Origin of the sequence: Acinetobacter sp. 22512 (genome assembly GCF_052044755.1) — a bacterium.
Taxonomy (GTDB): domain Bacteria; phylum Pseudomonadota; class Gammaproteobacteria; order Pseudomonadales; family Moraxellaceae; genus Acinetobacter; species Acinetobacter pittii.
Genome location: NZ_JBQENP010000010.1, coordinates 118,801 through 140,661, shown reverse-complemented (window position 1 = coordinate 140,661; position 21,861 = coordinate 118,801). Strand labels below are relative to the sequence as shown.

Below are 21,861 nucleotides of genomic sequence, written 5' to 3'. Positions count from 1 at the left end.
GGTCAACGTGACCGATTGTGCCCACGTTTACGTGTGGCTTATTACGTTCAAACTTAGCCTTAGCCATGTTTATAGTCCTCGTTTACGTCGAACACAATTCTGAGCAAAAACTCAGCATCGACATATCGCCTAAAAAATCAAACACCCAATACTTGAAAAGCAGACTAATAAGCCTGCTTTTTAAATCTTTGTAGAAAATCTACTAAACTGTATCTGGAGCTCTTATCGAGATTTGAACTCGAGACCTCTCCCTTACCAAGGGAGTGCTCTACCACTGAGCTATAAGAGCGATTATCCTTCGATGGAGCGGGAGACGAGGATCGAACTCGCGACATGCAGCTTGGAAGGCTGCCGCTCTACCAACTGAGCTACTCCCGCACTGTGTTGGTATATATACCACTTCAATCGAAGTTAATGGTGGTGAGAGAAGGATTCGAACCTTCGAAACTTTCGTAGCGGAGTTACAGTCCGCCCCCTTTGACCGCTCGGGAATCTCACCATATCACACTTATTTCAGTGTTGTTCTTTACTTCACAACTACACACCTTTAAGATGGTGCCGGCACACGGATTCGAACTGTGGACCTACTGATTACAAGTCAGTTGCTCTACCAACTGAGCTATGCCGGCTCTTCTTAGTGTTTCGTACGTTTCGTATCGGAACGGTGTGCAGTTTAGCAAAACTTCCAAACGATGCAAGCGGTTTTTTAAAAAAAACCGCTAAAAACTCATAAAATCAATCCGTTTGATGATAATTCAACCGCTTTGATCACTGCGCGAGCTTTTATTTGCGTTTCATTCCATTCAGATTCAGGATTTGAGTCCGCTACCAAGCCTGCTCCAGCCTGCACATACACTTTTTTATCTCGAATAACACAAGTACGGATTGCAATCGACATATCCATTTCGCCGTGCCATCCTAAATATCCCACTGCCCCACCAAACACACCTCTTTTCACAGGCTCAACTTCATCAATAATTTCCATTGCACGGATTTTTGGAGCACCCGATAAAGTACCTGCTGGGAAAGTTGCTTTAAATACATCTAGCGCATCGATATCGTCACGAACTTCGCCTTGCACATTTGAGACAATGTGCATGACATGTGAATAGCGTTCAATCACCATTTGATCCGTTACTTGGACCTTACCAATTTTAGAAACTCGCCCAACGTCATTTCGACCAAGGTCAATCAACATTAAATGCTCTGCGATTTCTTTTTCATCAGAAAGTAAGTCTTTTTCTAAAGCAAGATCTTCTTCTTTAGTTTTACCACGTGGTCTAGTACCTGCAAGAGGACGCACTGTCGCAATACCATTTTCTAAACGAGAAAGAATTTCTGGCGATGACCCTACAATATGGAATGGCTTTTTATCAGTAATCGTTTGCCCTTGTACCAAGAATAAATAAGGCGATGGATTCAAATGACGTAAAGCACGATAAACCTGTAAAGCCTCTCCATCAAAATCAGAAACCATACGCTGCCCCGGAACAACCTGCATCACATCACCAGCACGTATATATTCTTTAACTTTTTCGACTGTCTCTAAGAATTTCGCTTTACCAGTAATTGATTCAAAATGTGGAGGTGTATGTGGCTTAGCTTGCAAACTAACTGGAGTAGCTAACAACTGTTCTAATTCATCTAATTTTTTCTGAGCGTCTTCATAAGCATTACTCTGCTCTGTATCCGCATGCACAATTAGAAATAAAGTATCTTTAAGGTTATCAAACACAATGACTGTCTTTGATAGCATTAACCATAAATCCGGCAATGTAATTGGGTCAGCTGTAGGAACATTCTTTAAACGTGGTTCTATGTAGCGAACCGCATCATAGCCCAAATACCCCACTAATCCGCCCGTAAAGCTCGGTAAGTTTGGCAACTGTTCAACAGAAGGCACTTTAAACTGCTTCTGGAATTCACGAATATATTGAAATGGATCTTGGCAATCTTGCTGTGTGATTGAGCCATCAGCGTGCTGTATAGATAGAATACCAGCATTACATGAGAACACCGTCGACTCGCCTAAACCAATCATAGAATAGCGCGCCCAGTTTTCACCGCCTTCGACGGACTCAAATAAATAAGCCTGTGTCTGGTCTTTAAAACGAGCAAAAACAGATAAAGGAGTTTCTGTGTCTGCTAAGCGTTGGCGATAGACTGGAATCGTGTTGTAGCCTGAAGCCTTAAGTTGTTCAAATTGCGCTAATGTAGTCATGAATTCTTCTCTAATATGGTTTCGATTTAAAAGGGTGTTTTTCTAGATTCGATTTAGACACGCCATCGAAAAACCATACGCTTATTCATTCTGATCTCCATTTCATTCATTAGATAATTAACTCAGCCAAACTATCAACAACTTGCTGAGGTTGGCAATCATAGATATTTTCTCCATGATTATAGCCATAGCTAACCACAATACAATCAATTCCCGCGCGACGCGCAGCCTCAATATCATTACTTGAATCACCAATCATTAATGATTGTGAAGCCGATATTTTTAGGCTTTGCATACAATGTAATAATGGCAATGGATGAGGCTTTCTCTCAGGTAAACTATCCCCACCAAGTACGACTTGAAAATATGGAGAGAGCTCTAAAGCATCAAGCAAACCTTGGGCAAGTTGTACAGGCTTATTGGTAACGCATGCCATTTGTATGTTCAAAGTTTTACAATGTTTTAAAAACTCGGTTACACCAGGATAAATTTGAGTATTTACACAGAGTTCTACACTATATATATCAATAAATTTTTGTAATAAGACTTTGTGCTGTTCAGTATCTAATTTTCCAAAAATATGAAGCAGAACACTTTCACAGAGTTTTGAAGCTCCTTTACCCACCCATTCTCGTATTTGAACTTCTGTTACCAATGGCCAACTTAGCGCATCTAAACTTAAATTCATAGACCGATACAAATCAGCAGCAGAATCAACCAACGTCCCATCTAGATCAAATAAAATTAAATCGCGCTTACTTAGTTGTGCAACAGACATCTTTTTTCTACTCAAAATTAAAAAGGCATGCGTTTAGCATGCCTTGATTGTAAAAGCAGCAACGGATTATTTAAAGAATAACCATGCCAATACAGCTAAAATTACTAAAATAATAATAGTGATTAAACCAACTGACGCATTCTTTTGTTGCTCTTTTTCTTCAGCAACACGAGAAACCGGTTCATCAAAAGCGATAGGTGTTTGCTGTTGTGCATTAATATCTACCCCCTCTGGAATAGGGGCAGGCTTTGGAATAGAAATATTCTGCGGCATACCATCGCGACGAACTTCTACTTCTGCGGCACGCTCTGCAAGGCTCGGCATTCCTTGATCGCTTAAATCTGGGGAGGATGTCGTATTTACAGGTTCGGCTTCAATTTCAGGTAATTCCGTGATTTTCTGTGCAGGAGCCAATACAGAAAATTTAAAACTAGCAAACTGAACAATATCACCATCATGCAACTGCTTTTCTTGCTCAATACGAATATCGTTTACAAATGTGCCATTGGATGAATTAAGGTCTTGCACCCATAGCGCTTGATCTTTTAGAAGCAATGCAGCATGGCGACGTGAAATTTCAGCAGCTTGTAACAACACATCAGCATCTTGATGACGCCCTACCAACATATCACGATCAACATTAATTTCTTGGCCAGTAATTTCACCAGTAATTGCTTGTAGTTTCCAAGTCATGCGTATGTCCTATTCATTTTTTATCAATCATAACATGCTACTACTGTGCTGTGCTTGGGCGCAGTGTCGTTGTTGTTACTGTATTTTTAGTACGATTAACTTCAGGATCAGGTAACTGTAAAGTTTGCTTTTGCACTGCTGGCTCTACGGCTACAGGTGTAGTTACCGTCGAGGTTTTTCCACCTGAAGGAACCTGTTGATAGTTTTTCGGCTGAGAGGCAATACTAGGTGGTGTCATCTTTTGATTGTAGACATCATCAACCTGCTCAGGCAGTTTTGCAAAATTGCCGTTTTTATCCATAGCCAATTGCAAGCTATAAAGCTGGCTATAGCGCTGCTGAGACAAACGGCGCACATCATTTGCATCACCCACAATTGTTGGGTGGATAAAAACAAGAAGGTTACGTTTTACATTACTTCTATTATCTGAGCGGAACAATCGACCAACATAGGGAATACTACTTAATCCAGGTATACCTTGTCTTGAAAGTGACGTGTCATCCGACACCAAACCACCAAGCACTACTGTCTGTCCATGCTCAGCCAAAACAGCAGTTTTAATGGCACGTTTACTTGTCACCAAGTCAGCCGCTTGTCCACGACTGTCTTGAACAGCAGAGACTTCTTGTTCTACTTCCAGACGAACTGTACCGCCTTCACCGATATGTGGAACGACTTTTAATGTCACACCGACATCTTTACGTTCAACCGTGGTGTATGGATTAATACCTGTACTGTTTGTAGTTACCGATCCTGTGACAAAGGGAACGTTCTGACCAACAACAATATACGCCTCTTCATTATCCATAGTCACAATGGATGGTGTCGAAAGCAAATTTGATTTGGTATTAGTTTTAAGTGCTTGAATTAATGCACCATAAGCCTTACGAGAATTCTCAAAATTACCCAGAGCCAAGGATGCCCCATTACCTTTATTAGCGCCACCAGCGATAGCTGATGCAGCCCCAGCCGAACCACCCGATAAATAACCAGCAGCAATAGAAGATAAACTAGCCCCTACATTACTAAAGCTAAGTAAACCAATCCCACTAGATAAATCACCCAGTGCCCATTGAATACCAAGTTGATCTGCATCATCTCCTGACACTTCGATAATTGCAGCTTCAATCAGAACTTGCTGACGACGCACATCAAGCTGCTGAATAGCAGATTCAATTTCGCGCATTAATTGAGGATCTGCCTTAACCACTAACGAGTTTTGGGCATTATCCGCAATAATACTCACACCATTTTGGCTAAAGCTAGAGATACTGTTCTGATTATTATTGTTCGAATTACCATTTAGATTAATAGATGGCGTAGAAATTGAGCTACCATTTGAACCAGAGGTATTTGAACTAGAATTCTGGTTATTACCCATCAAATTATTGATCGGATTCGATGAATTAGAAGAACTGTTATTACTATTTGACGAAGAAACGGCCTGCCCTGTTACAAGACCTTGTAAAATTTCAGATAAATTTTTTGCACTTGCATATTTCAAGCGAAAAACTTTTAAGCCCCCCAAGCGATCAGCCGAAGGCACATCCAGCATTTCAATCATGTGGCGAATGCGCTTACGTGTTTCAGGATCGCCCTTAACTAAAATACGATTGGTACGGTTGTCTGCAATAATACGGATACGTGCACCATTAAAATCTTTAGATGCTCCCGTAGCACTCATTGCCTCCAGTTGAGTAATGATTTCTTCAGCTTGGCTCGATTGAAGGCCTATTGCCTCAATATCATTCTGGCCAGTGCCATCTAAATTACGAATAATATTTTCAAGTTGATAAATATTTGCTGCACGGTCCGAAACAATCAGCGCATTAGTCCCTGCAATTGCAGCCATATGCGCAAATTGTGGCATTAAAGGACGAAGTGCTGGAATTAGATCATTAGGATTGGTATTTTCAAGCCAAATAACCCGAGTAACAATCTGATCACCACGTAGTCTGTTTCTAGAATCGTAAGGGATTCCCGAATTTTTGACATTACTATCTGGTACCAGTTTAATGGTGTTACCCGAAGGAATTGCCACCACACCATTTACGTTTAAGACCCCAAGAAACAGGTCGTAAACTTCATTTTTATTGAGGGGTTTATTCGATATTACTGTGACGTTACCGCGTACTCGTGGATCTACTGCAAAGTTTTTACCCGTAATATCTGCCACTTCATTAATAAATGCAGTTAAGTCAGCATCACGTAAATTGATCTTCCATGTTTGGGCATAGACACTGCTGCTCACTGTCGCAATCAATGGGGCTGCTGCAAGTAATGCCCAAAGTGGACGTTGATGATTCAATAAAGCCATAACTTGCGATAATTCCTAACTCTTATGGTGACGTGTTATCACTAAAAATTTTGTTGTATGGTCATCACTTGATCACCACGTTTTATTTCTATTTTCACTTGCCCAGCTCGTCGAGCCTGTTCAAGTAACTGCACATCCGTTTGTCCCTGCCCAACCGTTTGACCGTTTAATGAAACAATCCGATCACCCGGCCTTAAACCTAACTTATTTCGAAGCGCAGTGGGTGTACGTTCTGTAACTTCAAAACCCTCACTGGAGTTCCCACTAACACCCATGTCACGCAGATATTGTTCACGGTTGCCTTGCATTTGCTGAATAGCTTGCCCTAATGCCTCTTGAGCAGTATTAACAGGTGCTGACGACTGAGGTACAGTAGCAGTTGGTTGTGATGCATCTGGCGTCATAGGTTGATATAAACCGTTTGGCAAACCTTTAAATTGGAGTTCACGAGTACTTCCATTACCTTGACGTAATATCACGTGATCCCAATAAACTTCTGCCAACTGATAAGAGGTAGAACCTATTGTTTCTCCTACCCGATATCGGTCGGCAGTATTATCTAGCTTAATAACAGCTGAGGAAAAACGATTCGGATAACCCAGCATTACGCCTTGTAATTCTAGGTTGACATTTTCCTGTGCTGCATTGGCTGAAGGTTCATTAAAAAGTGAAAAAGTACTAATGTTAGGAATTTGTGGCTGCTGTGATCCTAACTCGACCCGATCAAATTGCATCATTTGAGGAGGCGCAATTACCCACCAAAATAATGAAGCTAATTTCCAACACAACCATAAAATTAAAAAGGCAAATACAACTACACTTAACCGATCTAATTTTTGCCACTGTAATTGCTGTAATTTCTCAATCCATACTTTCATTAGTTACCCCCTTGTATTAAGGGTTGACGAGAACTAATGACAAACGTATCCAAACCAGCTTTTCCATCATAAGATGGAATATTAAGTAATAATCTTTGGGTGAGCTGCACATCAAGCATCATGTTGGCATCTAATAAGAGATTCGCCATTTTTTGACTGCGTTGATCACGTATATCAACTTGTAATTGACCATTTTGATCCGTTAATTGGCCATTTAAAGAAGGCATATTCATACGGTCTTGACGATCACCAATATTATAAATTAAAGCACCGCCACCCCAATGTAATTGACCATCAACTGCGGCGAAACCCTGCTCTTTCTTATAATTAAACTCAATATCTTTCAGTTGAATGCTGTTCGTAGGCCATTGCCAATTCACAATTTGTTTTAATGTTTCAGGCGCAATTTGACCATTCATAGCCTTTACAATTACTTTTTTCCCCACACCATAGCCCATTACCCCAGCTAATTGGGTATTACCACTATGGATATCTACATCAGCAGCGAACCTTAATAAAAACAGGTCAAGAGGTCTAGTTTTCCAATGAATCGAACCTCTCAAAGTACCACGCCGCCAATCTGCTTGGCCTTGCCAGATATTTCCACTTACATTGTGTAGAGTTTGATTATTCTTTGAAAATTTAGAAATAAGCCAAGTCGCCGGGATCTGTAAAATAATAAAAATTAAAAATGCAATGAGGGCAAAAAACCACCACTTCCATTGCTTAGACTTTTTCTTCATTCAGCCTTACCAACATGCAAATTATCGTCCTTATTTTGAGAGTAGCTCCCTAGTCTGACATTATGCATACTTTTTCAACATCGCCAATTCACTTCATATAAAAAAACCAAGCAATCGGGCTTGGCTTCGGTATTGAGACTATAAGTTGAACGTATGACAAAATCATGAAAACTTGGCGCTCAATGAAGTAAATGCACATTTGATCTCAACAATTCATTTAAAGAGCAATTTAAACACTCAATTTTTTAAATAATATTTATAGCAAAATTTTGAGATATTTTTATCAATAAAAAAGCCAAGCAAATTTTCTTGGCTTTTAAAAACGGCAATTTGATTAGATTAAGAAATCTTCAAGTTTTGCGCCTTTTTCAATTTCAGCAACTAACCAGCGTGGTTGTTTACCGCGACCAGTCCAAGTCTCTTCAGCATTGTTTTTGTTGCGGTAACGAGGCTCAACAGATTTACGAGTTGTTTTCTTACGTTTTTGAGCACCAAACTCAAGAAGTTGTTCAACACTGAAACCTACATTTTCAGCAATCTCGATAATTTGATTATAAGCATCTTCGATTGCTTGATCTTTTTTACTTGCAATTAAAGCTTCTGCTTCTTCTTGTAAGCGTTTTAACTCTTCAACAGATAATTCACTGATATCCGGTTTCATTAATAAATACTCCAGTCTTACAGACAATTCAAAATAATACAGACAAAATTTAAAAACATAAAATCAAGACCAATATTATTTATAATCTATTCAATAAGCAATAGTTTGAAAGCCGTGTTCATCAGAATAATCAAAAAAATTACCTTTTAATTACATTACCAATTATAAATGAAATATATTTTATTAATATTTATTTAAGATAAATGTATTAAGTCATGCCCAACTGATTTTTCTAGCTCAATAATTTTTTGTTTTATTTCCTGTGGTATTTCACATTTTCGTTCTGTTAATTTATCTACGCATACCATAACAGCTTCACCAGTAGCGACTATTTGTTGTTGGGTTTCACTCCACAATATATAAGCCATACGGAATGCGCTATTACGGAGCTCTTCCACGCGAACACCAACTTTCAATACGTCAGGATAAAAAACAGGCTTTAAATATTTACACTGACTTGAAGCAACAACGGTATATAAATGTGGGGTTAATATATTGATTGCTTCCATATATAAAATACGTGAGCTTTCAATATATCGATAATACTGTACATTATTGACATGACCAAAAGCATCCATATCTCCCCACGCGACTTTCTGTTCATATATTACTGGGTAGACAGACAGTTCTTTCATTTTTACCTCATATTTTAAACTTTAAAAAATTTGCATCATTTTCAAAGATTAGATTTAACTGTTTGATTAACACGTCATCTTCTTTAAGCGTAGACTTAATACGTAAATAGCTCATTAAAATATTATCTGGATATAATGATAATAATGTTTCAGCTTCTGTTTGACGTCCAGTTGCCATATAGATATGCCATTTTGCAAAGGTTAAAACTGGCAAATTCATATATTGATTTTCAAATTGAATAATTTTTTCTTCAACATCGGCATAGTCTGGAACTTGTTTAAGCAACTGCTGCTGAAACCATAGATAAAACACTTCTGGGTCAAACTGCTCTTTTAACAAATGTAGTGTTAAGGCCGCATGCTGCATGCTCATATCTGGCATACGTGCTAATAGTTTTAGCCATAACAACTTACTGCTATAAGGTCGAGTTTGTATTTCAGACTCTAAATCCAAATAACGTTGCTGTAAGGCATGTAAGTCATCGATAGACGCTTGGTCAAATTGCTGAAGAAGCTGCTGTAACCATAAATCACGGTGTTCTGCATCTAGCAAACCGTATTTCATAGAACGTAAATATACCCATGGATGTTGCAGCGCTAATTGCCCCCATAAAGCCGTTAATCTTTGCTGGTAAGCAGTTTCTATTTCTTGTAACCACGGTGATAACTGGTGTTGATATAAAAATTCGAGATGAGTTAATGCACGATCGGCTTCATTTTCGGCTAAAAAGATTTCAATTCGCTGTAACTCTGCCAATTCAAATGCCATCGGTGGTGATTGATCGAGAGCAGCCAATGCTTTTGGATAGTCCCCACTTAAAACCAGAAACTTGGCATCGATAATATTTTTTAAAAGCCCTGATTGAGTAAAAACACGTTCAATAAATACACGTTGATCTTCGGCCGCTTCTAATAACCAAACAATACCTAATTGTTCATAGGGATGAAGGTTTTTAAACTGGAAGATGTTTTCACTTTTTCTTTGTTCACGAGATGAATAACGTTTAATCCACAGCCACAAGAGTTGAGCAATAAAACTCATCACTACAAAAGTAAGAGTTAATCCCCAGACATTTGTTTGTAGCTGCAATTGTCGCCAGTAAATATAGACATACCCCATTCCATAGCCATAACTAAATAAAGCTAGGGCTGCAAAGAGTATTAAGCTGATTACGAAATAAACCCACAGGAGGTGTTTCATATATCCTCCTTATGAGCCGATTAGCCCAAGTGTAGAAAGTTTAGGAACAGGCACGATAGATAAATGTGCCACTTTAGCAATACGTTTTTTTAACTGCTGACTGGTTGCATCAGGCATTTCATCTAACTTTTGCATCACAGATTGCAACTCATTTTGATACTCAGTCATTTTTCCTTGATTGAGTGCCTGTTCGGCAATTAACAATCTTAATTGCACTTCTTTAAGCACAACGCTTCGACTCATTAAATTAATAGACGGCGTTTCTACTTTTTCTATACGGAACCACTTTTTCCACCAAGACACAGTCTCGGATTGATCCATTTCAAGTTTAGGCTGGGCTAAGGCTTGTTGAATATTCTTATCAATGTTCTGTAATAAATCATCGATTAATTGATGGCGTTGATTTTGAGCCAAAGTAAACTGTTGAACTGCCTGTTTATCCTGCTCGAGCGATTGATTCAAGCTATGCTGCAATGCAGGAGCAATTTCATAGTGTACAAGCGATTGCTGTAACTGATTTAATTGATCAACTGCATAAATCAACTGCTGCTGATCAATCGCAAATTGAATTAAATCTAACTTTTGTTTAATTAAAACTGTAGGTGCAATACCTGTCGGTGGAGCTTCCGGTTGAACTACTGAATTGGTTTTATTCCCTGTACTTACGGGTTGATTCTGCAACTGTCGCTGTAAAGCAACCAATTGATCATTTAAATTGGCATAGTGCTGTTCGGATTGCAGCAGACTTTGTTTAAGCTCGGGAACAGTACGAGAAATTTGCCACATATCGTAACTGAGCTTAGCCAACCAAGCTACGCCCAGTAAAATGATGATAGAAACAAGTTTTCTCATACGAATCCTTATAATGCCTGAATGTGATGAATCATCCCCGAAGGCGATAAATTTTCAAGTTGAATAATGTGAAAATGAGCCTGTTGCTGATCGCGATACTCTTTAACAATTTGAAAAAGACGAGGCCCTAAAACCAGATATACACCATCAGGTTGTACATTATTTTTTGAACAAAGCTCTAACCAATATTTCCAGCTCGCTTCACTGGTAATTAAGACGAGCCATTTATTTAAATTATAATTTGAATTCTGTGTCAGATGTTTGAATGTAGAATATGAAGCTTCTGGGCACTGCCGATGATATAGAACAAAATTTAAAATCTGAATTCCTTGTTGTTGCAAGGTCTCCATCATAAATTGGCGTCCACCTTCTCCCCGCCAAAAAGCCACACTACCCGTCTGTTGCATATTGTGCAGAATAGGTAGGTTCAACATCCCCTCAGAAGTTTCAACATCTGGGATATGTGCTTCTATTCCATATTCGTTTAGACAATTGGCTGTTGCTTGCCCTACCGCAATCCACTGAATATGTTTTAAGTCGCTAATTTTTAAACCACTTTTTACTAAATACTCCATACCCAATTCAACAGCAGTTGGGCTGACGACAACAATAGCTTGCGCCTTAATTAATTGTTGGTAAAGCTGAAGTAAGTGTTCAGAAAAGGGTTTTGCAACGAGCTCTAAAAGGGGTAAAGACTCAACCTGATAACCTTCATTTTGCAAAGCTTCTGTTAGTTCAGCTGCACGCGAATCAGGTCGAGTATTAATAAACAGCATGGTTTAGTAGAGGGCCTTTAATAGCTCGCCAGCACCTTGATCAAGTAAGTTTCGAGCAAGGTTTTCACCCAATTGCTGAGCATTATTGGCCTCATCTGTTAGTTCAGCACGTAATAATGTTTGGCCATCAGGGCTTCCAACACGACCTTCGATATGGATTTGACCATTTTGCAGTGTGGCATAACCTGCAATTGGGACCTGACAACCGCCTTCAAGATAGGCATTAAATGCACGTTCAGCACGTACACAAACATCTGTTTCTTCGTGTAATAAAGGTTGAATTAAAGCCAATACATCTTGGTCAGCTGCACGGCACTCTAAACCCAATGCACCTTGTCCCACAGCAGGCAAACTAATATCTGGTGTTAAACAATGACGGATACGTTCCGACAACCCTAAACGCTTCAAACCAGCACTGGCTAGAATAATTGCATCATATTGACCGTCATCTAGCTTCGCTAAACGTGTGCCAACATTTCCACGCAAGTCAATAATTTGTAAATCAGGACGTTGTTTTAATATTTGAGATTTACGACGTAGGCTTGATGTACCAACTTTTGCACCTTGTGGTAAATCAGCGAATGTTTCAAAACGATTAGAAACAAAAGCATCTAACGGATCTTCACGCTCACAAATTACTGCTAAAGTTAAACCTTCAGGCAAAGCCATTGGGACATCTTTCATTGAATGTACAGCTAAGTCCGCACGCCCATCTAAAAGTGCTGCTTCCAACTCTTTAACGAACAGCCCTTTACCCCCAATTTTTGCTAAAGGCGTATCTAAGATTTTATCGCCCTGCGTGACAAATTTAACCAATTCCACCGTTAAATCAGGGTGAAGCTCCTGTAAACGGGCACGAATATGTTCTGCCTGCCAAAGAGCAAGTGGGCTTTGTCGTGTAGCAATTTTCAAGGTTTTCATAAATTCAAGCATGGGCTGGTCAAACAATACACCCTAAACTTAACTTGATCCCTTAAAATTGCAAGTAAAATCTCGCAAGTCCAAGATAACTCTTTTAAATTTAGAGCTGATGAATTCGCTCTCTAAGCGTAGACAAATGTCGACGGCTCACTGAAAGTCGCTCATCAAGGCCTCGCAATCTAACCTGATATTGCCCCGAACTAATCAGTTCCAACCCATCTAAATATGCAACCGCAACCAACGCATTTCGATGAATACGAATAAACTGATCTGCAAATTCGGTTTCAAGTTCTTTTAATGTTTCATCTATTAATACACTGCCATTTTTATGTCTCACAGTGACATATTTCTGATCTGCTAAAAAGTAATAGATATTTTCAACAGGAATCAGCTCAACACCACGATAGGTTTTTGCGGCAATTTGATGACGCTGTGTTTTTAAATCTTGTAAAAGCTCAGAATTCGGTAATGCATTGAGTTGTGCTTGAGTAAGTTGAGTTAGCTGAGTTAAAGCTTGCTCAAGTTCAACCGGATCAATCGGTTTAAGAAGATAAGCTTGAGCCTGAGCTTTAAAAGCTTCTAATGCATGCTGATCGTAGGCGGTACAAAATACAATCGCAGGTCGAGGATTTAGCTGACTTAACTGTTCTGCACAGACAAGCCCATTCATACCTGGCATTTGAATATCAAGCAAGATTACATCCGGTTGATGAAGCCGTGCTTGTTCCAATGCCTCCTGTCCATGATGAGCCGTTGATACAACCTCATGTCTCATCTTTGAAACTAAACGTGATAAACGCTCCACTGCAAGTGGTTCATCATCACAAATTAGCACCTTCATTCATCCTCCTTGTCACCGTTAACTTGGTCCATTTTTTTATGGTTAACTCTGACTGACTTATTATTTTGTTTGATATTGATAGCTCATAATAGTGGTATATAAAGCTTCACCTTTATAAACCTGAAATCTAACGGTGTTCCCATAATACGCTTTCAGGCGCTGCTTAACATTTTCAAGAGCGATTCCATGCCCTTTCCGTGAATTTATTGTATCGTCTGTATATGGGTTGGTAATGACTATACTGACCTGATTTTGCAATATTTCAACCAATACCCCTATGGTTGCTTTACCCATCATTGGTTCTACCCCATGAAAAATACTATTCTCTAACAAAGGTTGTAATGTCAATAAAGGAATAGTGATCTGTTTTAATTGCACAGATGAAAGCTCGATCTTCCAATCTACTTTTAAACGCTCCCCCAAACGCACCTGCTCAATCATTAAATATTGTTTACTCAGCTCGATTTCTTCATGCAGACTCACCAATTTTAATTCTTGGAAACTTGCTCGAAATAAACGCGACAAACTAATGAGCATGCTTTCTGCTTTATCTGGATCTATCGCAATTAAACTCACCACATTATTTAAACTATTAAATAAGAAGTGAGGATGAATTCGTGCTTGCATGGCCTGAATACGGGCATTTAACTCGGCATATTGCTGATGCAACCATTGTTCCCTGACATATAAATAACGTAAGCAGAAAGCCCCGAGTAATATTCCATAGCTTAGATATAAAGGTACATTGGTAAAATAAACACTCCAGTCCTGCGTTAAAGAAGCATGTTTATTTAAAAGACCAAACTGAAAAAAATTACTGATTAAAGTGGTCAAAACAACAATACTTTGCAGCATGACAAAACCAATAGCCAAAGCAAATTCTTGACGTAAGCTGCTAAAAAAACCTTGAAAGCGTTCAACCAATGCAAAAAAGGACAATATTACCCAGTTAATAAAAACGATGTATTGAAAAAGCCTTCCCCCGCTTAAGGCTTGCCAAGACTGCGCTTCAGCCAATGCCAAAACCAGTGCCAAAACATTACTTGCGATAATTAATTCGAATAAGTGTTGCCAACGCCCGCTTTTCGTAAAAAAATAGGAAGAATTTTGATTTCGGTATGCTGTAGGAAACAACTTTGTTTGTTGAGCTTCGGCAAGTGATATACTCTTTTTTATTTTACTGAGCCACCATGACCACATCTTCAAATCCCCCTAATTCAGTAACCCCAGACCAAACCTCAGGTATGTGGGGTGGTCGTTTTTCTGAAGCGACGGACGCTTTTGTAGCCGAATTTACCGCCTCTGTTCAGTTTGACCAACGTTTTTATAAACAAGACATCGCTGGTTCGATTGCGCATGCTACCATGCTTGCGAAAGTTGGCGTACTCACGGAAGCAGAACGCGATGACATTATTGAAGGTTTAAGCACCATTCGCTCAGAAATTGAGGCTGGAAACTTTGAATGGCGCATCGATCTTGAAGATGTTCACATGAACATTGAATCACGTTTGACTCAACGTATTGGCATTACAGGTAAAAAATTACACACTGGCCGTAGCCGTAACGATCAGGTTGCAACTGATATTCGTCTTTACCTGCGCGACGAAATTGATGATATTTTAAAATTATTAGAACGTTTACAAAAAGGCTTGTTAGGCTTGGCTGCTAAAAATGTAAATACAATTATGCCAGGCTTTACACACCTACAAACTGCTCAGCCTGTGACTTTTGGTCATCACTTGTTAGCATGGTTTGAAATGTTAGTACGTGACACTGAACGTCTTCAAGACTGCCGTAAACGTGTTAACCGCATGCCACTTGGTTCAGCTGCTCTTGCTGGTACAACTTATCCGATTGACCGCGCATATACAGCAGAACTTTTAGGTTTTGAAGCTGTATCTGAAAACTCTCTTGATGCTGTATCTGACCGTGACTTTGCCATCGAATTTAATGCGGCGGCTGCACTCATCATGATGCATTTATCACGTATGTCAGAAGAGCTCATTCTTTGGACTTCTGCACAGTTCAAATTTGTGAATATTCCTGACCGCTTCTGTACTGGTTCTTCAATCATGCCACAGAAGAAAAACCCAGATGTTCCAGAACTTATTCGTGGTAAATCTGGCCGTGTATTTGGTGACTTAATTAGCTTACTTACGCTCATGAAAGGTCAACCATTGGCATACAACAAAGATAACCAAGAAGACAAAGAACCTTTATTTGATGCAATCGATACGGTTCGTGGTTCACTGATGGCATTTGCAGACATGATTCCTGCATTGGTTCCAAATATTGAAATCATGCGTGAAGCTGCTCTTCGTGGATTCTCAACTGCAACTGACCTTGCTGACTACTTAGTGAAAAAAGGCGTTGCGTTCCGTGATGCGCATGAAATTGTAGGTAAAGCTGTTGCATTAGGTGTTGCGGAAGAAAAAGACTTATCTGAACTCACACTTGAGCAATTACAGCAATTCTCTGACTTAATTACAGCAGATGTGTTTGACAAAGCCTTAACTCTAGAAGCTTCTGTAAATGCTCGTGATCATATTGGTGGAACTTCTCCAAAACAGGTTGAAGCTGCAATTGCGCGTGCCCATACACGTTTAGAACAGTTATACGCTTAAGGATAAAACATGAGTCGCCAAGTATTTTGCCGTAAATATCAAAAGGAAATGGAAGGTTTAGACTTCGCTCCTTTCCCAGGTGCTAAAGGCCAAGATTTTTTTGAAAATGTTTCTAAACAAGCATGGCAAGAATGGTTACAGCATCAAACTACGCTCATTAATGAAAAGCGTTTAAACGTGTTTGAACCAGAAGCTAAAAAGTTTCTGGAAGAACAACGTGAGAAATTCTTTAATAATGATGAAAGTGTAGAAAAAGCTGAAGGCTGGAAACCAGAATAATCGGTTTGTTTTAGTTTACTCATCATTAAAAAGGCGGGTCTATATACATAGATCCGCCTTTTTTTACGTGAAACTTACACAAACATAAAAAGCCTTACATAGAGCGCACAGGACTCTACATGACATCAAAAAGCGAAGAACTTAATATCACTCTATAGCAAGAAGAACACGATCCCTGTCGTGTTTATGCACTTGATTTTCTGTCCTGAACTTCCCCCCAAAGTTCGGGACATTTTTTTATCTATTATTTTTTAAAAACAAAAAAGCCTTGTTTTAAACAAGGCCTTTAAATATTTCAGCTCAAGATTACTTTTCGTGGACTTTGGCTTCAATTTCTTCAATTTTGGTATGACGAGCATCAAAGCCTTTCGCCATATAAATCACTTGCTCAGCAATGTTACGTGCATGATCGCCAATACGCTCTAATGAACGTAAAACCCACATGACATTAATCACACGAGCAATATGACGCGGGTCTTCAATCATATAGGTCATTAATGTACGTGTTGCTGATTGATATTCACGGTCAATGTCAGCATCCGCTAAAAGTACACGTAAAGCTTGATCTGCATCTAAACGTGCAAAAGCGTCAAGTGCATCATGAATCATGACACGAACTTGGTTACCAATATGACGTGTTTCCATGTAGCCACGCGGTGACCCGCCCTCTTCACACAGGTTTTGTGCAATACGGGCAATTTTCGCTGCTTCATCACCAATACGCTCAAGGTCAGTATTGGCTTTGCTCATGGCAATCACCATACGTAAGTCAATCGCTGCTGGATGACGACGCGCCAAAATCAACGTTAAGCCTTCATCAATATCACGTTCATACTGATTGACTGCATTATCTTTAAATTGAACATCAATCGCTAAATTTGCGTCTGTATCAAGTAAAGAATGAATTGCATTTGCAACCTGCTGTTCGACCAAGCCACCCATGGTCATAAACTTTGTGTTTACATCTTGCAAATCTTCATTAAATTGAGAAGAAATATGATGGCTTAACACCGGATTACTTGGACTCAAGGGAAGCCTCCAACATGATGGCGCGGGAATAAAATGATTGAGCATTAAAACACAGCAATCATTAAGTTTTTATGACAAAATTAAATTTCAGATAAAAGCTTTTAATTACTGATAAGTTAACCAGCTATTAAGCTCAACCAGATCTTTTTCACCTAACTGGCCTACCGCAGCTTTTAAACGAAGCACATTCAATAAATAGTCATACTGAGCATTAAGATAATCCTGTTTTGCAGAAAAAGCATTACGCTGCGCCAATAAAACATCAACCATACTTTTTAAGCCTTCGTTATAACTCGCTTTTGAAGCTTGAGAAACTAAAGAAGATGAATCCATTGCAGCCTTTCTTGCTTCAAGTTTGGCTTGACCTGTGTCTACCTGCATAAACGCACTTTTCACATCGACATTGGCACGGCGAATGGCTGCATCAAGTTGTGCCTGCGCTTTACTGGCTTCTACAGTGGCTTTTTTAATTGATGTTCGGGTCCGTCCACCATTAAATAGATTCCAGTTCATTTCTACCCCAACCTGATCAAATTTTCCGTCAGTCGAAATGAGTGTCTCTGGTGTTTGTTTAGTATAGCCATAACTTGCTACGGCATCTATTTGAGGATAAAGCGCTGCCTTTTCGACACGGCGCTGATCTTCACTATATTTTTGCTGTAAACGTGCTTGCTGAATCTTTAAATTTTTTTGCTGCGCCAAAGAAAGCCAGTCATTAAGCTCTGCCGGATAAGGCTTTTGAAAACTAAAATCACTGCGCAGTACAGCGAGTTTATCTTGATAAGAACCAATATATTCAGACAGCTGCTCTTGAGCTAAAAGTAATTGAACATTGGTTGAAATACGATTGGCTCTGGCATTTTGATATTGAGCATTTGCTTCACTCACATCACTACGCGCCACCAAACCTTCTTTGAGTTTGGCATTCATCATATTGAGCTGCTCAAGCAAAGCTTTTTCTTCTTGTAAGTATGCAACACTCAATGCCTGCTGACGCAACACATTGAAATAGGCTTCTGCCACATTTAAAACATGATCTTGTTTTTGCAGCCTTAAGGTAATTTCACTTAAGGCAACCGAAGTTTTAACTTGCTTATAACCTTCCCAAGCATCCATTCGAAATAATGGCTGACGTGCAGTGAGAGTGGCTTGTCGAGTCGTTGATGTATTACTTACCAAAGCATCTGACAGGCCTTCTTGATCAACACCCGGAAAGTTTGAACGTTTTACAGTTTGTCGATTACGAGTAATGTTTCCAGACAATGTGACAGTGGGTAATAATGCCCCTGTTGCCAAGCCTAAATTAAGTTGATCTGCTTCAAATTGTTGTTGATTGGCTTGCCACGTTGGGTCATTTTGTTTTGCGCGCTCATAAGCTTCAACCAAATCTAGAGCAAAACTCGAAGATGCAAAACTCCAAAGGCCAACAGCGACCATTAATTTTATTTTCATTGTTCAAATCAACGATAAAACTTGCCTTTAAGACTAAGAAAAATTCAAATCAAACTCAAGCCATTAAAAGTTTTAGTTTTTTAAGCGTTCTTAGTTTTTGACAATATTAAAATACAAATAAAAATCAAAAACATGCCTATCCAACCTACCCATGAAACATGCTCGCCAACCAAAACAATCGCAAAAATCGCAGCGACTAAGGGTTCGAATAAAGTTAGGGTGGTCGCTTTGCTGGCATTTACTGTTTTTAGACCAAATCCAAAAAGCAAATAACCTAAAAACATAGGAATCAGCATCATATAACCAGCCACAAGTAGATTGGTTGAGCTTTGTAGTAACCCTCCACCTGTAATCAACAAAGTAGGCAGTAAAATAACCGCTCCACCGCCCATAATCATACCCATTGCAGCTTTAGCAGCAACACCCCGATCTATTAATCTTTTCGCGGCCCATGAATAAAGCGAATAAGTTGTAGCAGCGACCAGCCCAAGCAAAATACCGAAGTATTTATTCCATTGATTTGTACTCTCTTGAACCGCATGACTTTCGCCCATCGACAACATACTTACACCAAGCACACCGCACACAAAACTTAGAAACCAGATAGCCGATAAAGCTTTGCGATCAAAGAATCGTTCTAAAATTGCTGCGATTAGTGGAGCAGTACCAATTGAAACCACGGTGCCAATCGTAATACCTGCATAATGCATTGAAGAATAAAAAGCCAAGGGATAAATACCCACCGCCGCTATGCCTAAAAGCAGTATTGAAATATTTTCCCTTATAAACTGGCGGTTTTCGCGTATTGCTCGTGATGCAACCAAAGCTTGTAAAAGGCCTCCACCGCCCATCGCTACAGCGCCAATAGCAAGTGGGCCAAGTGTCGGTGCAAATGCTGCCGCCGTACCTGTTGTTCCCCACAAAACAGAAGCAACTAAAATTGCAATTGTGCCTCCATAGCTACTATTTTTAATGAGGCTAATCATATGGACATTCTCTATTTAAAATGTCTTCTGCCATTTGTTTTGCTAATAGAAGTTGACGGCTGTTTCCTTCTAGGCCTGCTCGTGCCATAGAACCCTCTAAAAGAAAAGAAAGCTGCGTAGCCACATAGTTAACGCGCTGTGACTCTGGGATTAATTTTTTTAAATGCTCAGCAACAATAGCCTCCACTTCTTCTTTATGCTGCCTTACAGAACTACGCCCTGTACTATTGGCCGGAAACTCAGCCGCAGCATTCAATAACCCACAACCTCGAAAGCCTTTTTCATAGGCAAATTCCGCATGGTCTTGATAGGCATCAAATACGGCCAAGATGGCTTCTTTAGCTGTTTTTATTTTTTCTAAACGCTTTTGGTAGAGATCAAGCCACTCTTGATGGCGTGCAGCAATGTAGGCATCGACAAGCTCACCTTTTGAAGAAAAATTATTATAAAGCGACATCTTCGCAACATCTGCTTTAGCCGTAACTGAGTTAATTCCAGTTGCAGTAATGCCATCGTTATAAAACAGTGTTGCCGCTGCATCGAGAATTTTCTGTCTTGCTGTTCTATCATTCATAGCTTTTACTTAAGTAGACCGACCTACCTAATAATAAAGATTTCTAACAGTGATGCAATCTTTTTAAGCGTTATAATTTGAGCAATATCAATTTCGATAAAAATATAAAGATGAAAAAAATTCTAATGATGAGTATGTGCAGTGCACTACTTTTAGCTGGCTGCAATAAAACCTCACAGCAAGATCAAACTGTATCTAAAGAGCAAAAATCAACTGCGCAAAAGGCCACCGAACAGCGAGACAGTAGCTGCTTACAAATTATGGTAGCCATGCACACGATTAATCAGAACAGTAAAATAGAAGACTTAAATCAAATTAATGAAAAGCTTAAAACCTGTGTTCCTTCGTTAAAAAATGAGGAACAGCTTAAGCTAATTGAAGCTTCAACTGCCATGTATCAGCGTTTTCTAAAACAAGCCTACACTGATAAAACAGCTAGAGCTTTTGAAGCATTTGGCTATGCTGTTTTAGAACAGAAACAAGACCTTAAAAAGGTGATTCAAAGTCAGAAAAAGCTCTTCGCCCAACTGAGCCCGCGTGATCAATATTTACTTCAACATGAGGGCCAAGCCTATATTGAGCTGCTCTATCAAGGTGAAGGTATGTTTACTTATCGCCGTCAACCGAACTACTTAGTTGATGTTTTTTCTAAGGCTTTACCCGCTGACCAGAAAGAATTTTTATCTCGTATGGCAAAAGACAATCAAGACATTTTCTATAACGATGGTGCTTTGGCTGTTTCATGGAAAGAGCTTACTGAACGTGCTTTATTTTGGGAAAAGTTTATTCAAAAATATCCAAAGAGTTATTTTATTAATGATGCCAAAATACTCTTTAATGAATATCGATACTTCATTTTCTTTGGTCTAGATAACACACCTGTGTCAAATGAATATGCCCCGAACACATGGTTTGACCCTGATGCACTTCAGCAAATCCGCTTTTTATCAACTCAGAGCCAATCAAGTTTAGCGAAACCTGCCCAACAATTTCTTAAATTTATTGCCACCCCTGTCGATGAGCGCAATAAGCAATTTAAAATAGATTTAACTGATGAAAATGGGCAAAAGAAATCTACCTATCAGATTGTGCATGAACAACTTGAACAGTTATTAAAATTTGATTCGCCATGGAACACAGAAGTCTATCGTGACTGCCATATAGATGCGGTTTGTATAGATACAAATTGACAATGCCAGCCAACCTAAAACATGTTAGTCTTTAAATCGCTTGACGGAGCGCGAGTAATAGCTCGCTGAGATTGTGTAAATTTCGTGTTATCGCAACACCAGTTTGATCACAAGTACCGTTGAACCTGATCAGGTTAAGACCTGCGTAGGAATCAAGCCATCTGAAAACCTAAGCCCTCAATTTATCTAGTTCAAGATAAATCCGCCATC

General features: G+C 39.3%; 21 protein-coding genes, 4 tRNA genes, 1 pseudogene and 1 riboswitch. Of the genes and pseudogenes, 3 read left to right on the top strand and 23 right to left on the bottom strand.

The features are described 5' to 3' along the window. The 19 genes and pseudogenes from ACTJJG_RS12460 to ACTJJG_RS12370 form a co-directional block, all read right to left on the bottom strand. Nucleotides 1–67 (bottom strand): annotated as a pseudogene (locus ACTJJG_RS12460) (GTP-binding protein); the annotation flags it as partial. Nucleotides 68–214: 147 nt separating this feature from the next. Next, nucleotides 215–289: transfer RNA gene (locus tag ACTJJG_RS12455), tRNA-Thr, on the bottom strand. Nucleotides 290–302: 13 nt separating this feature from the next. After that, nucleotides 303–378 (bottom strand) — tRNA-Gly (locus ACTJJG_RS12450). Between the two features lie 37 nt (nucleotides 379–415). Beyond that, nucleotides 416–499: transfer RNA gene (locus ACTJJG_RS12445), tRNA-Tyr, on the bottom strand. Between the two features lie 54 nt (nucleotides 500–553). After that, nucleotides 554–629: transfer RNA gene (locus ACTJJG_RS12440), tRNA-Thr, on the bottom strand. 98 nt (nucleotides 630–727) lie between these two features. Then, nucleotides 728–2,221: an anthranilate synthase component I gene (gene trpE, locus ACTJJG_RS12435; RefSeq protein WP_284086946.1), complete on the bottom strand. Its 1,494-nt coding sequence runs from the start codon at nucleotides 2,219–2,221 to the stop codon at nucleotides 728–730. Between the two features lie 109 nt (nucleotides 2,222–2,330). Beyond that, a complete protein-coding gene (locus ACTJJG_RS12430; protein WP_372552778.1) occupies nucleotides 2,331–2,999 on the bottom strand; it encodes a phosphoglycolate phosphatase in 669 nt (222 codons plus the stop codon). Nucleotides 3,000–3,065: 66 nt separating this feature from the next. Next, entirely contained in the window at nucleotides 3,066–3,692 is a 627-nt protein-coding gene (locus ACTJJG_RS12425) for an FHA domain-containing protein (protein ID WP_005065779.1), read from the bottom strand. Between the two features lie 40 nt (nucleotides 3,693–3,732). Further along, nucleotides 3,733–6,009 (bottom strand): type II secretion system secretin GspD, encoded by a 2,277-nt coding sequence (gene gspD / locus ACTJJG_RS12420; RefSeq protein WP_005065777.1) that lies wholly within the window; start codon nucleotides 6,007–6,009, stop codon nucleotides 3,733–3,735. 41 nt (nucleotides 6,010–6,050) lie between these two features. After that, nucleotides 6,051–6,887 carry a type II secretion system protein N gene (locus ACTJJG_RS12415; protein WP_005065775.1) on the bottom strand — a complete coding sequence of 279 codons (837 nt, stop codon included), beginning with the start codon at nucleotides 6,885–6,887 and terminating at the stop codon, nucleotides 6,051–6,053. After that, nucleotides 6,887–7,630, bottom strand: a complete 744-nt coding sequence (gspN, locus tag ACTJJG_RS12410; RefSeq protein WP_032005861.1) for a type II secretion system protein N — start codon at nucleotides 7,628–7,630, stop codon at nucleotides 6,887–6,889. Before gspN ends, ACTJJG_RS12415 begins: the two co-directional genes overlap by 1 nt. Before the next feature lie 334 nt (nucleotides 7,631–7,964). Continuing rightward, on the bottom strand, nucleotides 7,965–8,291 hold the full coding sequence (locus ACTJJG_RS12405; RefSeq protein ID WP_000801427.1) for an H-NS histone family protein: 327 nt from the start codon (nucleotides 8,289–8,291) through the stop codon (nucleotides 7,965–7,967). 194 nt (nucleotides 8,292–8,485) lie between these two features. Then, on the bottom strand, nucleotides 8,486–8,926 hold the full coding sequence (locus tag ACTJJG_RS12400) for an acyl-CoA thioesterase (RefSeq protein ID WP_002121251.1): 441 nt from the start codon (nucleotides 8,924–8,926) through the stop codon (nucleotides 8,486–8,488). Between the two features lie 7 nt (nucleotides 8,927–8,933). After that, the gene (locus ACTJJG_RS12395; RefSeq protein WP_005065771.1) at nucleotides 8,934–10,127 is read right to left on the bottom strand and encodes a hypothetical protein; all 1,194 of its coding nucleotides are present in this window, start codon (nucleotides 10,125–10,127) and stop codon (nucleotides 8,934–8,936) included. Between the two features lie 9 nt (nucleotides 10,128–10,136). Beyond that, nucleotides 10,137–10,979: a hypothetical protein gene (locus tag ACTJJG_RS12390; protein WP_032063108.1), complete on the bottom strand. Its 843-nt coding sequence runs from the start codon at nucleotides 10,977–10,979 to the stop codon at nucleotides 10,137–10,139. Between the two features lie 8 nt (nucleotides 10,980–10,987). After that, entirely contained in the window at nucleotides 10,988–11,755 is a 768-nt protein-coding gene (locus ACTJJG_RS12385; RefSeq protein ID WP_005065765.1) for a uroporphyrinogen-III synthase, read from the bottom strand. Nucleotides 11,756–11,758: 3 nt separating this feature from the next. Next, the gene (hemC, locus tag ACTJJG_RS12380) at nucleotides 11,759–12,676 is read right to left on the bottom strand and encodes a hydroxymethylbilane synthase (RefSeq protein WP_031945258.1); all 918 of its coding nucleotides are present in this window, start codon (nucleotides 12,674–12,676) and stop codon (nucleotides 11,759–11,761) included. A 100-nt stretch (nucleotides 12,677–12,776) separates the two neighbouring features. Then, nucleotides 12,777–13,517, bottom strand: coding sequence for a LytR/AlgR family response regulator transcription factor (locus ACTJJG_RS12375; protein WP_005065762.1), 741 nt, complete (start codon nucleotides 13,515–13,517; stop codon nucleotides 12,777–12,779). 60 nt (nucleotides 13,518–13,577) lie between these two features. Continuing rightward, complete coding sequence (locus tag ACTJJG_RS12370; RefSeq protein ID WP_005065759.1) at nucleotides 13,578–14,717, bottom strand: sensor histidine kinase; 1,140 nt, start codon at nucleotides 14,715–14,717, stop codon at nucleotides 13,578–13,580. Here ACTJJG_RS12370 and argH point away from each other — a divergent pair. Then, nucleotides 14,708–16,141 (top strand): argininosuccinate lyase, encoded by a 1,434-nt coding sequence (argH, locus tag ACTJJG_RS12365; protein WP_002121138.1) that lies wholly within the window; start codon nucleotides 14,708–14,710, stop codon nucleotides 16,139–16,141. The two genes, ACTJJG_RS12370 and argH, sit on opposite strands and share 10 nt — an antisense overlap. Nucleotides 16,142–16,150: 9 nt before the next feature. After that, the gene (locus ACTJJG_RS12360) at nucleotides 16,151–16,420 is read left to right on the top strand and encodes an oxidative damage protection protein (protein ID WP_000089995.1); all 270 of its coding nucleotides are present in this window, start codon (nucleotides 16,151–16,153) and stop codon (nucleotides 16,418–16,420) included. Between the two features lie 306 nt (nucleotides 16,421–16,726). On the opposite strand, the gene phoU is transcribed toward ACTJJG_RS12360, so the two are convergent. The 4 genes from phoU to ACTJJG_RS12340 all read right to left on the bottom strand — a co-directional run bounded on the left by phoU (nucleotide 16,727) and on the right by ACTJJG_RS12340 (nucleotide 20,461). Then, nucleotides 16,727–17,449 carry a phosphate signaling complex protein PhoU gene (gene phoU, locus ACTJJG_RS12355; RefSeq protein WP_000075183.1) on the bottom strand — a complete coding sequence of 241 codons (723 nt, stop codon included), beginning with the start codon at nucleotides 17,447–17,449 and terminating at the stop codon, nucleotides 16,727–16,729. 105 nt (nucleotides 17,450–17,554) lie between these two features. After that, entirely contained in the window at nucleotides 17,555–18,886 is a 1,332-nt protein-coding gene (locus tag ACTJJG_RS12350) for a TolC family outer membrane protein (protein ID WP_081318494.1), read from the bottom strand. A gap of 95 nt (nucleotides 18,887–18,981) precedes the next feature. Continuing rightward, on the bottom strand, nucleotides 18,982–19,887 hold the full coding sequence (locus ACTJJG_RS12345; protein WP_005065752.1) for a DMT family transporter: 906 nt from the start codon (nucleotides 19,885–19,887) through the stop codon (nucleotides 18,982–18,984). Beyond that, complete coding sequence (locus tag ACTJJG_RS12340) at nucleotides 19,880–20,461, bottom strand: TetR/AcrR family transcriptional regulator (protein WP_005065751.1); 582 nt, start codon at nucleotides 20,459–20,461, stop codon at nucleotides 19,880–19,882. Before ACTJJG_RS12340 ends, ACTJJG_RS12345 begins: the two co-directional genes overlap by 8 nt. A gap of 110 nt (nucleotides 20,462–20,571) precedes the next feature. On the opposite strand from ACTJJG_RS12340, the gene ACTJJG_RS12335 reads away from it, so the two are divergent. Continuing rightward, nucleotides 20,572–21,651 carry a hypothetical protein gene (locus ACTJJG_RS12335; RefSeq protein ID WP_198768968.1) on the top strand — a complete coding sequence of 360 codons (1,080 nt, stop codon included), beginning with the start codon at nucleotides 20,572–20,574 and terminating at the stop codon, nucleotides 21,649–21,651. Between the two features lie 34 nt (nucleotides 21,652–21,685). After that, a riboswitch (TPP riboswitch) is annotated at nucleotides 21,686–21,820 on the top strand. Nucleotides 21,821–21,861 lie beyond the last annotated feature (41 nt).